The 13,044-nt window shown below is 69.8% G+C and carries 13 protein-coding genes; 7 read left to right on the plus strand and 6 right to left on the minus strand.

The features are described 5' to 3' along the window. Nucleotides 1–119: 119 nt before the first annotated feature. From nadA to ACI8U3_RS13000, 5 genes are read left to right on the plus strand one after another with little or no spacing between them, the layout of a single operon-like run. Nucleotides 120–1,202 carry a quinolinate synthase NadA gene (gene nadA / locus ACI8U3_RS12980; RefSeq protein WP_415015297.1) on the plus strand — a complete coding sequence of 361 codons (1,083 nt, stop codon included), beginning with the start codon at nt 120–122 and terminating at the stop codon, nt 1,200–1,202. Continuing rightward, a complete protein-coding gene (locus tag ACI8U3_RS12985) occupies nt 1,202–2,062 on the plus strand; it encodes a metalloprotease (RefSeq protein WP_415015298.1) in 861 nt (286 codons plus the stop codon). The genes nadA and ACI8U3_RS12985 overlap by 1 nt, the downstream gene beginning before the upstream one ends. Next, nucleotides 2,059–3,579 carry an L-aspartate oxidase gene (locus ACI8U3_RS12990; protein ID WP_415015299.1) on the plus strand — a complete coding sequence of 507 codons (1,521 nt, stop codon included), beginning with the start codon at nt 2,059–2,061 and terminating at the stop codon, nt 3,577–3,579. The genes ACI8U3_RS12985 and ACI8U3_RS12990 overlap by 4 nt, the downstream gene beginning before the upstream one ends. Then, on the plus strand, nt 3,576–4,415 hold the full coding sequence (gene nadC, locus ACI8U3_RS12995) for a carboxylating nicotinate-nucleotide diphosphorylase (protein ID WP_415015300.1): 840 nt from the start codon (nt 3,576–3,578) through the stop codon (nt 4,413–4,415). Before ACI8U3_RS12990 ends, nadC begins: the two co-directional genes overlap by 4 nt. Continuing rightward, nucleotides 4,412–4,657, plus strand: a complete 246-nt coding sequence (locus tag ACI8U3_RS13000) for a hypothetical protein (RefSeq protein ID WP_415015301.1) — start codon at nt 4,412–4,414, stop codon at nt 4,655–4,657. The genes nadC and ACI8U3_RS13000 overlap by 4 nt, the downstream gene beginning before the upstream one ends. On the opposite strand, the gene ACI8U3_RS13005 is transcribed toward ACI8U3_RS13000, so the two are convergent. Beyond that, a complete protein-coding gene (locus ACI8U3_RS13005) occupies nt 4,654–5,673 on the minus strand; it encodes a cell wall hydrolase (RefSeq protein WP_415015302.1) in 1,020 nt (339 codons plus the stop codon). The two genes, ACI8U3_RS13000 and ACI8U3_RS13005, sit on opposite strands and share 4 nt — an antisense overlap. A 519-nt stretch (nt 5,674–6,192) precedes the next feature. Between ACI8U3_RS13005 and ACI8U3_RS13010 the strand changes: the two genes are divergently transcribed. Next, complete coding sequence (locus tag ACI8U3_RS13010) at nt 6,193–6,381, plus strand: hypothetical protein (RefSeq protein ID WP_415015303.1); 189 nt, start codon at nt 6,193–6,195, stop codon at nt 6,379–6,381. On the opposite strand, the gene ACI8U3_RS13015 is transcribed toward ACI8U3_RS13010, so the two are convergent. The 5 genes from ACI8U3_RS13015 to ACI8U3_RS13035 all read right to left on the minus strand — a co-directional run bounded on the left by ACI8U3_RS13015 (nt 6,378) and on the right by ACI8U3_RS13035 (nt 12,624). Continuing rightward, entirely contained in the window at nt 6,378–6,977 is a 600-nt protein-coding gene (locus tag ACI8U3_RS13015) for a hypothetical protein (protein ID WP_415015304.1), read from the minus strand. The genes ACI8U3_RS13010 and ACI8U3_RS13015 overlap by 4 nt on opposite strands. Before the next feature lie 72 nt (nt 6,978–7,049). Continuing rightward, on the minus strand, nt 7,050–7,571 hold the full coding sequence (locus ACI8U3_RS13020) for a methylated-DNA--[protein]-cysteine S-methyltransferase (RefSeq protein ID WP_415015305.1): 522 nt from the start codon (nt 7,569–7,571) through the stop codon (nt 7,050–7,052). Then, nucleotides 7,555–8,715, minus strand: a complete 1,161-nt coding sequence (locus ACI8U3_RS13025; protein ID WP_415015306.1) for a bifunctional transcriptional activator/DNA repair enzyme AdaA — start codon at nt 8,713–8,715, stop codon at nt 7,555–7,557. The genes ACI8U3_RS13020 and ACI8U3_RS13025 overlap by 17 nt, the downstream gene beginning before the upstream one ends. A 189-nt stretch (nt 8,716–8,904) precedes the next feature. Continuing rightward, the gene (locus ACI8U3_RS13030; protein ID WP_415015307.1) at nt 8,905–11,391 is read right to left on the minus strand and encodes a membrane-bound PQQ-dependent dehydrogenase, glucose/quinate/shikimate family; all 2,487 of its coding nucleotides are present in this window, start codon (nt 11,389–11,391) and stop codon (nt 8,905–8,907) included. 237 nt (nt 11,392–11,628) lie between these two features. Continuing rightward, on the minus strand, nt 11,629–12,624 hold the full coding sequence (locus ACI8U3_RS13035; RefSeq protein ID WP_415015308.1) for an SDR family oxidoreductase: 996 nt from the start codon (nt 12,622–12,624) through the stop codon (nt 11,629–11,631). A gap of 91 nt (nt 12,625–12,715) precedes the next feature. On the opposite strand from ACI8U3_RS13035, the gene ACI8U3_RS13040 reads away from it, so the two are divergent. Further along, nucleotides 12,716–13,036 (plus strand): GIY-YIG nuclease family protein, encoded by a 321-nt coding sequence (locus tag ACI8U3_RS13040; RefSeq protein WP_415015309.1) that lies wholly within the window; start codon nt 12,716–12,718, stop codon nt 13,034–13,036. The last annotated feature ends 8 nt before the right edge of the window (nt 13,037–13,044 follow it).

A 13,044-nucleotide genomic window follows, 5' to 3' on the forward strand; every position in this document is an offset into this window, starting at 1 on the left:
GCGTCCTACATTAAGCCCACTTATGCTCACCTTAAGCATAAGTCGCCGGTCAGGCTCTCGTCCGTCCGGCGTTTTTCAGAACCTGGATTTGCTCAATTCGAGCAAAACTGGAGGCGACCATGGCTGACGGCCAATTTCTGATGGATCCCGCCGTGCGGCGCGCGACCGATCCCTTGTGGGACAAGGTCAAGGACCATGTCACCCCCGCCGAGTGGGCGCTGCACGCGCCCCTGATCGCCGAGATCAACGCCCTGAAGCTCCAGCGCGACGCCGTCATTCTCGCCCACAATTACATGACCCCCGAAATCTTCCACGGCGTCGGCGACTTCGTGGGCGACAGCCTGGCTCTGGCGAAAGAGGCCGCGCGCTCGGATGCGAAGGTGATCGTCCAGGCCGGCGTCCACTTCATGGCCGAAACCTCCAAGATCCTGTCGCCGGACAAGACCATCCTGATCCCCGACCCGCTGGCGGGCTGTTCGCTCGCCTCGTCCATCACCGGCGCCGACGTGCGCCTGATCAAGCAGCGCTACCCGGGCCTGCCGGTGGTCACCTATGTGAACACCACCGCTGATGTGAAGGCCGAGACCGACATCTGCTGCACCTCCGCCAACGCCGTTCAGGTGGTGGAATGGGCGGCGAAGGAATGGGGCGTCGATCGGGTCATCCTGATCCCCGACGAATACCTGGCCCGCAACGTGGCCGCCCAGACCGATGTGAAGATCATCGCCTGGAAGGGCGCCTGCGAGGTGCACGAGCGCTTCACCGCCTCCGACATCGCCGACATGCGCGACGCCTGGCCCGGCGCCGTGGTGCTGGCTCACCCCGAGTGCCCCGAGGACGTGCTGAACGCCGCGGACTTCGCCGGCTCCACCGCCGCCATGAACGACTATGTGATGAAGAACCGGCCCGCCCAGGTGGTGCTGATCACCGAATGCTCCATGGCCTCCAACATCGCCGGCGAGGCCCCGGACGTGAAGTTCATCGGCCCGTGCAACATGTGCCCGCACATGAAGCGCATCACCCTGGAGAAGATCCGCGACTCCCTGCGCGATATGACCTTCGAGGTCACCGTGCCCGAGGACATGGCCGAGCGCGCCCGTCTGGCGGTCCAGCGCATGGTCGACCTGCCCCCGCCTGAAAAGCCCGCCCGCTACGATCTGGTCCGCGCCCGCGGCCACCAGGTCGCGGTCGAGCTGATCTGATGACCGACACCCGCCCCGGCCCGATCGGCCCGGCCAAGGCCGGGCCATGGGGCGCCGTGGGTGACCCGGCCCCCTCCCTTGCGCGAGCCCGCACGCCTGCGCGGGGCGCCGTCGAGGACGAGAACCCCGGCCAGAACCTGATCTGGGCGCTGGTCTCCACCGCGCTGCTGGCCGGCCTGCTGTGGTGGTTGATGGGCTGGGTCTATGCGCTGGCGGGCATCGTCGGCCTGCTGGTCCATGAGTACGGGCACGTGCTGGCCATGAACCGCCTCGGCATGGGCCCGGCCCGCATCTTCATCATTCCGTTCCTGGGCGGCGCGGCGCGGGGCGCGCGCGGCGCCGCCAGTGAGTGGATCGGGGTGCTGGTGTCGCTGGCCGGTCCCGCCTTCGGCCTGATCGCCGCCCTGCCCTTCTTCGCCGTCTGGGCCGCCACCGCCGACCCGGTTTGGCTGCAAGGCGCGTGGTTCGTGGCCATCATCAATCTGCTCAACCTGGCCCCCGCCCCGCCGCTGGACGGCTCAAAGGCGCTGGGCCCGGTGTTGGCCCGCATCCATCCCCTGCTTGAGAAAGCCGCCCTGCTGGGCGTCGGCGCCTTTGTAGTGCTCTGGGGCCTTCAGAACGGCGCCTACATCCTCGCCATCTTTCTGGCCCTCGGCGTGCTCAGCCACCTGCGGCGCGGCGCCTGGCGGCCCGATACGGCCCCGCTGAGCTGGAGCCAGGCGGGCGCATCCCTGGGCCTGTTCCTCGTCACCGGTGCGGCCTGCGCGGCTGTTGGCCTGACGGCCATGGCGCTCTACACCGGCGACGGGTTGGGCGCCGCCCTGACCACCTCCGGCCGCTTCCTCGGGCTGGCGTCATGAGCCCACGGCGCCGCCATCACGACGGCCCGCTGATCGTGGGCGCCGGGCTGGCGGGCCTGTCGGCCGCCCTCTCCGCCGCGCCGCGCCCGGTGCTGGTGGCCACGCCCGCCCCCGTGGGTCAGGCCGCCGCTTCCGCCTGGGCCCAGGGCGGGATCGCCGCCGCCCTCTATCCCGACGACAGCGCCGAGCTGCACGCCGCTGACACCGTCGCCGCCGGCGCCGGCCTGAACGACGCCGACGCCACCTTGGCCCTGACCCGCGCCGCGCCCGAAACCATCCGGCGCCTGTTCGATCTGGGCGCCCCGTTTGACCGCAACGCTGCCGGCCGCTTCGTCCAGAGCCTCGAGGCCGCCCATTCCCGTCCCCGCATCGTGCGCGCGGGCGGCGACGGCGCGGGCCGCGCCATCGTTCAGGCGTTGGGCGCCGCCGCGCTGGCCGCGCCCCACATCACCCTGCGCTCCGGCCTGACCCTCGCCGCCCTGATTCAGGACTCGGACAGCCGGGTGCGCGGCGCCGCCTTCCGTCAGGACGACGGGTCGCTCATCGAAATCCTCGCCCCGTCCGTGATCCTCGCCACCGGCGGCGTGGGCGGGCTTTACGCCGTCACCACCAACCCGGCCCAGCTGCGCGGCGAGGGTCTGGGGCTGGCGGCGCTGGCGGGCGCAGAAATCCTCGACCCCGAGTTCGTCCAGTTCCACCCCACGGCGCTGGACGTGGGCGCCGATCCCGCGCCCCTGGCCACCGAGGCCCTGCGCGGCGAGGGCGCCCGCCTGATCGACCGGGAAGGCGCGCCCATCGTGAACCACCCCCAAGGCGATCTGGCCCCCCGCGACATCGTCGCCCGCAGCGTCCACGCCGCCATCGCCGCTGGACGCGGCGCCTTCCTCGACGCCCGCGAGGCCATCGGCCCGGACTTCCCCGAGCACTTCCCCGCCGTCTTCGCCGCCGCCATGGCCGCCGGGATCGACCCGAGGGTCCAGCCCATGCCCGTGGCTCCGGCGGCGCACTACCACATGGGCGGGATCGCCGCCGACGCGGACGGTCGCACCAGCCTGCCCGGCCTGTTCGCTGTGGGCGAGTGCGCCGCCACCGGCGTGCACGGCGCCAACCGTCTGGCCTCCAACTCCCTGCTGGAGGCCGCCGCCTTCGGCTGGCGCAGTGGTCTGGCCGCCCGCGAGGAGCCGGACACCCCCGCCGCCCCGCTCCTGCCCATCGTCACGCCCGAGGCCCTGCCTCCCGGCGCCTTGCAGCAGTTGCGCGCGGCCATGAGCCTGCACGCCGGCGTGGTGCGCAATGCCGAGGGCCTGTCCGCCCTCCTCGCGATCATCGACGGTCTCGAGGCGGCCCACGGTCCCGCTCCCGCCTTCATCACCGCCCGCCTGATCTCCCGGGCCGCGCTGGAGCGCTGCGAAAGCCGGGGCGGCCACTTCCGCGCCGACCATCCGGACGCCGCCGCAGAGGCGCGCCACACCCGCATCATCCTGTCCCCCGCCCCCATCGCCATGGCCGCCGAATGAGCCTTCCCGCCTTCCTGATCGAACCGGTGGTCCGCGCCGCCCTGGTCGAGGACCTGGGCCGTGCGGGCGACGTCACCGCCGCCGCCTGCATCCCCGCCGGGACCCGCTGGACCGCCGTCTTCGCGGCGCGACAGGCCGGGACCATCGCCGGCCTGGACTGCGCCCGTCTGGCCATGACGACGCTGGACCCCGCAGCCCGCTTCACCGCCCGTACTCAGGATGGCGAGACGGTCGCCGCCGGAACCGTGCTGGCCGAGGTCGAGGCCGACGCTCGCGCCATCCTGTCGGCTGAACGCACGGCCCTGAACCTGCTGGGCCGCCTGTCCGGCATCGCCACCTTGACCCGCGCCCATGTGGACGCCGTGACCGGGACCGGCGCCCGCATCGCCGACACCCGCAAGACCACCCCCGGCCTGCGCGCGCTGGAGAAGCACGCCGTGGCCATGGGCGGCGGGCTGAACCACCGTTTCGGTCTGGATGACGCCATCCTCATCAAGGACAACCACATCGCCGTGTGCGGCGGCGTCGGCGAGGCCATCCGCCGCGCCCGCGCCCATGCCGGGCACCTGATGAAGATCGAGGTAGAGGTGGACGGCCTGCATCAACTGGACGAAGCCCTGGCGGAGCGGCCCGACGTGGTCATGCTGGATAACTTCAGCCTGGACGACCTGCGCACGGCCGTCGGGCGGGCGAAGGGTCAGGCGGTGCTGGAGGCGTCGGGCGGGGTGAATCTTCAGACCGTACGCGCCATCGCCGATACCGGCGTGGACGTGATCTCGGTGGGCGCCCTGACCCACTCGGCCCCGTCGCTGGACGTGGGCCTGGACGCCGGGTGAACACGGGTCTGGAACCGGACGGCCTCGCCGCCGGTTTTCACCTCATGTTCAAGCGTAAACAGCGCCCCGAGCGCCCCGTCACCGAGCAGACCGTCCCCGTAGAGGACAAGGTCTTCAACAACACCGACGGCAGTATAAGCATGTCGCGGCCGCTGACCCCTGACGAACAGGACGACTTCAGCGGAACCCGCCTCAATGCGCCGCCGGCATCGCTGGCGACTGCGCCGCAGCCGCCGGATTAGGCGGCGGCGTCTTCCCCGGCGTTCGAATCCGGGGTCGGTTGCTGACGGGTCTGGGCCGGAGCATCAGCGGCCTCAGCCGACGGACGGACCTCACGCTCGGGCATGTTGTCCTGCGCCCACAGCACCGTATAGGCCACCGCATTGCTCGCCTGGCGCACGGTTTCCGACGGGTCCAGGCTGGCCTGAATGACGCGGGCGTCCGAGGCCGTCGACGGCTGGGCCGCATAGGTGAAGGCGCCCGACGACCCGTTGCGGCCGCCGAAGCGGTAGAACAGGTGGCTGCCCACCTGCCCCACAGGCACAAGCGAATGGCGCCAGCGCGGCGAAACGGCCGTGGTGTGGAAATGGGTAGCGTTCCCGACGGGCGCATAAACCTGGCCCGACAAGGCGGACGACGCCACGTCGTGGGCCCGGCGCCAGGCCGACTGGTTCACACCCCGGCGCATGGCGCCGTTGCAGGTGAAGCTGAACTGGCAGCCAGTCGAGCGGTTGGCGCCCTGATAGACCACGCCGCAGACGCTGTTCGGGAAGGCGCCGTGGCGGGCGCGGTTCAGAACCACCTGGGCCACGGCCTGCATCCCGGGCCGGCCTTCGCCGCGGGCTTCGTAATAGACAGCCTGAGTCAGGCACTCCAGATCGCGCGAGGCGTCCAGAGCGCCGGCGAGGCGGAACGGCTGGGCGGCGGGGCCGGTCATGCTGACGCGGCGCAGACCCGCCTCGGTGCTGGAACTGGCCCGCAGGCTTTCCAGACGGGCCGTCAGCAGTTCGGACTGGCGGTCCCGCTGGGCGGCGCCCGCGACGGTGTAGGGGTCGTGACGGCGCGCGATGGTCAGGGCGCTGGCGTCCATGCCGCCGGCGGCGGCCGACAGGGCTTCTTCGGTAAAGCCCACGGCGGTGGCGCCGGCGATGCGCTCGGCCTGGATGCGCGTGGTCGTCGACTTGGCCACCGTCCCGCCGAGATAGGCGCAGCCGACGGCCAGACCCACCAGTCCGCCAAAGGCGGCGGCCGCCGTCATCGGGCGCATCTTCGGCGCTCGGATGGACGGAGAATTGGGCGCAGTCGTGGGCTTCCGCGAGGAATTCGACAAGGATGCAGTCCTGAGCAGCAGGGGCAGGATTGCGCCCCCAGGCAGTCTGGCCCCCTCGACGCAAGTTCGGCGCCGGTTACGCAGGGGCTTGGCCGCCAGTCAACTTCCCGTGACTGGCGAGGCGGCGCTTAAGCCATCAGAATATGGCGTCAATGTGGACGATTCGCAATCGGCCCGTGCGGCGCAGCAATTCGTCGCACCCATGCAACACTGGCAAGGTGATCCAAGGGTAATTCCCCATGATGATCGCCACTGATCTGTCCTTGATTGTATTCTCTTATCTCAATGCGACCTTAAACCGGTGGGTGCAAATGAAGAAAATAATGAAATGCCCTCAGAAATAGTCATTGCGGCCAAACCCCGGAAGTGGACATCTTGCGAAAACGCCGCGTCGGGAACCCGGCGCTCGGCAGCAGCGTTACTCAACGGTTAAGCTGGAGAATAGCCATGCGTCGTCTCACCCGAGTTCTGATCTTGTCCGCCGGCCTCGCCGGTCTCGCCGCCTGCGGCGCCACTATGGAGCAGCGCGCCGCCACCGGGGCCATCACCGGCGCCGTCGTGGCCGGGCCCGTTGGCGCCGCTGTCGGCGGCGCCGCCGGCGCCGCCGTGGCCCGCAGCCAGGGCGAACCCGACTAGGGCCAGGCGAGGGCCGCCCCCGCGTCCGCGCACCGGCTGCGCCTAAAGAAGGCCGTCGGCAGGCGGTCCCGCTCGCTCGCGGGTTGATCCGTCATGTCGCCCGGCGAATACCAGAGCGCGGGTCCCAGATCGGGAACCAGAATCCATTCGGGTCCGAGGTCGGTGCTGGACGGAACCTCAACCGGCATGGCGTCCGCGTCGAACATCAGCAGGGTGGAGCCGTTAGGAACCCCGTCGGCGGCCTCGATTTCGCGGGGGCCGTCGGGTTCGGCGTCTGCGCGCGTGGGGTCGGTGACAGGATTAATCGACGTCACGCCGTATCCCATCGAGACATTGATCACGAACCAGTAGCGGTTCTGGGGCGTCTGGATCCAGAAATAGAGGTCGCTGACCGCCGAGGCGTAATGGCGCGCCGGAATGAATCCGGCTGTGATCGGTCCGTCCGTGAAATCCGCGCGCCGCTCCTCGTCCAGATGCAGTTCATAGACGGACCGCTCCACCGGGCAGTCCGCCCACGGGTCCATGGGCCGCGTGGCCGGCCCCGTCATATCCGGCTCGCACGCCATCGCCAGTCCGGTCGCCAGAACGCAGATCATCGCCGTTTCTCCCGTGCAGCCGGGCGATGCTGCCGCAATGAGGACCCGCTCGCAGCCTCTGAAATCTGACGCTCAGACCTTCAGCGCGCCCTCGTGCTCCAGCAGCCATTTCTTGCGCTCCAGCCCGCCCGCATAGCCGGTCAGCTTGCCTGACGCGCCCACCACCCGGTGACACGGCACGATCACGCCCACCGGATTGGCGCCGTTGGCCAGCCCCACGGCCCGCACCGCCGTGGGCGCCCCGATCCGCGCCGCCAGCTGGCCATAGGTTTCGGTGCGCCCCGCCGGGATTTCGGTCAGGGCCTGCCACACGCGGCGCTGAAACGCCGTGCCGCCGGTGGCCCAAGGAATGCGCTTCAGCGCCTCCACCTCGCCGCCGAAATAGTCCGTCACAGCCTCTCGCACGTCAGCAGGGGCCGGCCCCGCCTCCAGGATCACCGCCCCATAGTGCAGCCGTAGCAGCCGACGCATGCGCGCTTCGTAGTCGGCGAAGTCGAAGGCGCGCACCACGCCCTGCCCGTCGAACACCACCAGCACCTCGCCCAGCGGCGTGGCGATCCGGTCCAGTTGAAACGTCTCAGGCCGCTTGGTCATGTCTCGTCTCCCGTTCGATCAGGGCTGCAACGCTCAGGCCCTCGGCCATGAGGTGCGCTGCCCCGTAAGCCCGCCATGGCCGCCAGCCTTCGGCCCGGGCCGCAATCCGTTCGTCCTCGTCGTCCAGCCGGTCGCTCATCAAGGCGCCCGGATCCTCCACATGCCAGTCCCCGACCAGCCTCAGCCCCGGCCGCTTGCTCACAAGGTGCGCTATCGCAGGATCGGCGGACAGATGCGCCCCGATCATCGCCGGGTCGGCGGTCAGGTCAAATACCCGCCGCACCCGCGCCAGCACGCCCGGCAAGCCCGTGATGTCCGGTATGGACACCTGCACCGCCAGCCGCTCGCCCGCGCCCCGCTCCACCGTCACCGCGCCGCCGCCTTCGATCTCGCGCATCCAGCGTCCGTCCGCCACCCGCTCCATCGGGTCGGCCCGCACCGCCAAGGCCGCGATGATCCCGTCCCAGTCGTAGGGCGGACGGTACGCCAGCATCAGCCGCACCCCCTCCCCCGGCGCCGCATCGGGCGCCGTGCCGCGCCGCAGGGCCGAGGGCGGACGATGATACAGCCGCTGGAAGGTCTCGTTGAACCGCCGCACGCTACCGAAACCCGCCGCCATGGCCACCTCGGCCATGGGCATGCGCGTCTCCTGGATCAGTTGCTTGGCCAGCAGCACCCGCCGCGTCTGGGCCACGCTGACCGGCGCGGCGCCCAGATGCTGGCGGAACAGGCGGCGCAGCTGGCGCTCGCCCACCCCCAGCCGTCCGGCCAGGGCCTCCACGTCGCCCCCATCCAGAGCGCCCGCCTCGATCAGGGCCAGACCTCGGCTGACGGTGTTCGACGTGCCGCGCCACGCGCCCATGTCCGGCGCCGTCTCCGGGCGGCATCTCAGGCAGGGCCGGAACCCCGCCTCCTCCGCCTCGGCGGCCGAGCGGTAGAAGCGGATGTTCTCGCGCTTCGGCGTCCGCGCCGGACAGATGGGGCGGCAGTAAATCCCCGTCGTCCTCACCCCGCCGAAGATCTTCCCGTCGAAACGGGCGTCCCGGGCGACGACGGCGCGATAACAGGCGTCCTGATCCAGTTCCATGCCGCGCAGAATGCGCCCGCGCGGCGGCCCTGTCTCGCGGTTTTCGGACTCTGCCATGTCGTCCCTCTCCCGTTGGGAGAGGGCTGCGCGCAGCGGCATGCGTCAGCAGGCCGCTCCTTCGCGCGCAGGGTGAGGGTTCAGCGGGACCTGCTCGAGCACCCGACCCTCATCCCCCGCGCCCGAACGAAGCCGCTTCGCGCCTTCGTGCGAGGGTTCCCCTTCTCCCACCGGGAGAAGGATTTGGTCCTAGCCATTCCGCTCCGGCAACGCATACGCAATCACCGCATCCCCCGCCGGGGTCTCCATGAAGTGGTGCCCGCCCGCCATGATGACCAGGAACTGGCGTCCGTCCTGCTCATAGATCATGGGGTTGGCCTGGCCGCCGGCGGGCAGCACGTCCTGCCACACCGTCTCTCCGGTCTCCATGTCGATGGCGCGGATCAGGTCGTCCGTGGCCGCCGCGATGAAGATCAGGCCCGAGGCCGTCACCACCGACCCGCCGTTGTTCGGCGTACCGATGTTCAGCGGCAGCATGGACGGAATCCCGAACGGCCCGTTCTTGCGCGCCGTGCCCAGCGGGCGGTCCCAGATGGTCTCGCCGCTGCGGATGTCGATGGCCCGGATGCCGCCATAGGGAGGCTCCTTGCACAGCATGCCGGTGAAGGGCATGCGCCAGCCCGCGTTCACGTCGATGGCGTAGGGCACGCCCACCTGCGGGTCGCCTGCGCCCTCGGCCCCGCCGGTGTCGGCCCGGGCGTCGCCGCGCGGGTACCAGCCCCGCTCGTCGGCTTCCTCGCGCGGCACCAGACGGTTGTAGTTGGGCATGTCGTTGTAGTTGGCGATGATCACGCCCCGGTCGGGGTCCACCGCGATGCCGCCCCAGTCCGAACCGCCGTTGTAGCCCGGATACTGGATCCAGCGCCGATCCGAGGTGGGCGGGGTGTACATGCCCTCATAGGACGCGCGGCGGAAGTTGATGCGGCAGATCATCTGGTCGATGGGCGACATGCCCCACATGTCCCGCTCGGTCAGGCGGTCGGGCCGGGCCAGGGTGTGGAACAGGCTGTACGGCTGGGTCGCCGCGCGCTGCTCCGGCTCCACCCCGCCGCCCGGCGCCGGGCGGTCCTCAACCGGCGTCAGCGGCCGGCCCGTGCGCCGGTCCAGAATATACATATCGCCCTGTTTCGACGGCAGGATGATCGCGGGCACGGTCGCGCCGTTCACCGGGAAATCGATCAGGGTCGCCTGGCTGCCCAGGTCATAGTCCCACACGTCCATGCGCACGGTCTGGAAATGCCAGGCGGGCCGCCCGGTCTCGGCGTCCAGCGCCACCAGCGAGGTGGCGTATTCATTCTCCGCCGGCGCCCGGTCGCTGGAGTAATAGTCCGCCGCCGAGTTGCCCATGGGCAGATAGACCAGCCCGAGCTCTTCGTCGCCCGTGGCCATGGTCCACATGTTGGGCGTGCCGCGGGTGTAGGTCTCGCCTTCGGGCGGCAGGCCGGTGATGTCGGGACGCATCATGTCCCAGGCCCAGCGCAGTTCGCCGGTGACTACGTCAAAGCCCTGGATCACGCCCGACGGCGCACTGCGGTACTGACCGTCCAGCACCTGATGGCCGGTGATGATGACGCCGTTCACGATCACGGGGGGCGAGGTGATGGACACCATGCCGGGGATCACGTCGCCCATGCCGACCTTGATGTCCACGGACCCGTTCTGGCCGAAATCGGTGCAGGGCACGCCGGTGCGCGCGTCCACCGCGATCAGACGGCCGTCCAGCGTTCCTTCCACGATCCGGGTGGCGCACGGTTCCAGCCGGGCCCGCTGCGACAGGGCCGCCTCGTCCACGGAGGTCGTCGTGTCGCCTTCCGGCGCCGTTTCGGTCATGGCGTGATAGGCGACGCCCCGGCACGCGGCCGTATAGGGAATGGCGTCGTCCGAAACCTGCGGATCATAGCGCCACTTCTCCAGCCCGCTGGACGCGTCCAGCGCGATCAGCACGTTCATGGCCGAGCACAGATAGATGGTGTCGCCCACCTTAAGGGGCGTGGTCTCGGCGCCGAATTTCTCGGGGATGTCGCCGGTGTTGAACTCCCACACCCGCTCCAGCTCGCCAACATTGTCGCGATTGATCTGGGTCAGGTTGGTGTAGCGCTGGGCCCCCGTCGTGCCGCCATATGCGGGCCAGTCGGCGCCGGTCTGCAGGGCCGAGGCCCGTTCCGCCGCGCTGAACCCGCCTTCGGGCAGGGCGCGCTGGACCTCGAACCGGTTGGTGGCGGCGATGGCCACGCCGGCGATCAGGGCGAACACCGCCGCCCCCGCGAACCCGGCCAGCATCAGAGGCTTGCCGCTGACCCGCCCGCTCCAGGGCGTCACCCAGCGATTGCGCGCCGGCGCCAGCACTGGGATCGACGCGATGACCAGAAGCAACAGGACGAAGGGCGCGAACACGCGCGGCACCAGCGCCCAGCCGTTCAGCCCCACCTCGAAAAGGGCCCAGATCACGGTGAGGACGAAGACCAGCAGATACAGCCAGAAGGCCTCCATACGCCGCACGAACAGCAGCGCGCCGGTCCCGATCAGGCCCAGCCCCGCCAGCAGATAATACCAGCTGCCGCCCACCGCGATCAGCCAGCCGCCGCCGATGGTCAGCACCACCCCGATCAGCCCGAACAGCACCCCGAGCGCCATCACCGCCCAGTCGCCCGCGCCCAGTCTTTCCCGTCCAAACATGTCAAAGCCCCTTCATCGCCTCATAGGCGAACACCCCACGGCAAAGGTGGTTCCGAGACAGCACTGCGCTCTCCCTCCCCGTTCGGGGAGGGCGGTCGGTGCGCAGCAGCGACCGGGTGGGGGCGGCTCGGCAAGGCCGCGCTGACGGTCAGCCATTCAGCCCAGGTCGCCTTGCCCTCCCCACCCCGCCGCTTCGCGACGCCCCTCTCCGGGACGGGGAGGGAGAAGGCCGCACCCTCATCCGCCCCCATATCCCCCGATGATCGGCAGCACCTCGCCGGTGATGAAGCTGGAGCACTGGGGCGAGGCCAGGAACACATAGGCCGGGGCGATTTCCTCCGGCTGGGCGGGGCGGCCCATGACCGTGCCCGATCCGAACTCGCTGGTTCCTTCGGCGTCCCGGTCCGCCGGGTTCAGGGGCGTCCACACCGGCCCCGGCGCCACCACGTTCACGCGGATGCCCTTGGGCGCCAGGTGGGTGCCCAGCGAGCGGGCGAAGGCGTGGATGCCGCCCTTGGTCAGGGAATAGTCCAGCAGCATCTCATTGCCCATGATGCCGGTGACAGACCCGGTCATGACGATGGCCCCGCCCGGCTTCATGTGCGGAACCGCCGCCTGCGCCATGTGGAAATAGCCGTACAGATTGGTCTTCATGGTCCGGTCGAACTGCTCCACCGTGATGTCGGCGAAGTCCGGCACATGCTGCTGGAACGCCGCATTGTTGACCAGCACGTCCAGCCGCCCGAACGCCTTCACCGTCTCGTCCACCGCCATCTTCGCAAAGGCCGGATCGGCCACATCGCCGGCCAGAATGATGGCGCGCTTGCCCTCGGCTTCGACCGCCTTCTTCGTCTCCTCGGCGTCCTTGTCCTCGTCCAGATGGCAAATGACGATGTCCGCGCCCTCGCGCGCGAACAGCACCGCCACCGCCCGGCCGATGCCGCTGTCGGCGCCCGTGATCAGGGCCGCGAAGCCCTCCAGCTTGCCCGAGCCTTTCCAGAAGGGCGCGTCATACATGGGCGCCGGATCCAGCCGGTATTCCTCGCCCGGCTTCTTCTGGTGCTGCTTGGGGAACGGCGGCACAGGGTATTCGCGCGCGCCCGCCTGCATGGCCTTGTCTGGCTTGTCGCCGCCGGAGGCCTTCGCTTCCTTCGCATCGATCGGCGCCTGAATGGCGCGCCCATGCTCCGCAGCCTTGTCGCCCTCGCGCTCGAATTGCTCCGTGCGATCCATGTCCGGCTCCTTCTGATTGGGTCACCGGACAATCGGTGAGGGCGCGGGTTGTTCCCCGTCCGCTCACCCCGGCGGTGTGTTATGCTGGCGCATGTCGCGCGGCGTCACGAACCTCGGCGGACCCCAGGGATTCTGGGTCTACATTCTGGCCAACGCCCGGAACGGGACGCTCTACATCGGCCATACCGACAACCTGCACCGTCGGCTGGATCAGCACCGCAACGGCGTCATGTCCGACTTCGCCTTCCGATACGGCTGCAAGACGCTGGTCTGGGCCGAGTGGCACGAGACACGCCACGGCGCCTTCAAGCGCGAGCGCGCCCTCAAGGCTTGGAAGCGCGCCTGGAAACTCCGTCTGATCGAGGAAGCCAACCCCACCTGGCGCGACATCGGCGACGAGCTCCGCTCATAAACCAGAAT

It is taken from the genome of Brevundimonas sp. (assembly GCF_047617075.1).
Classification (GTDB): domain Bacteria; phylum Pseudomonadota; class Alphaproteobacteria; order Caulobacterales; family Caulobacteraceae; genus Brevundimonas.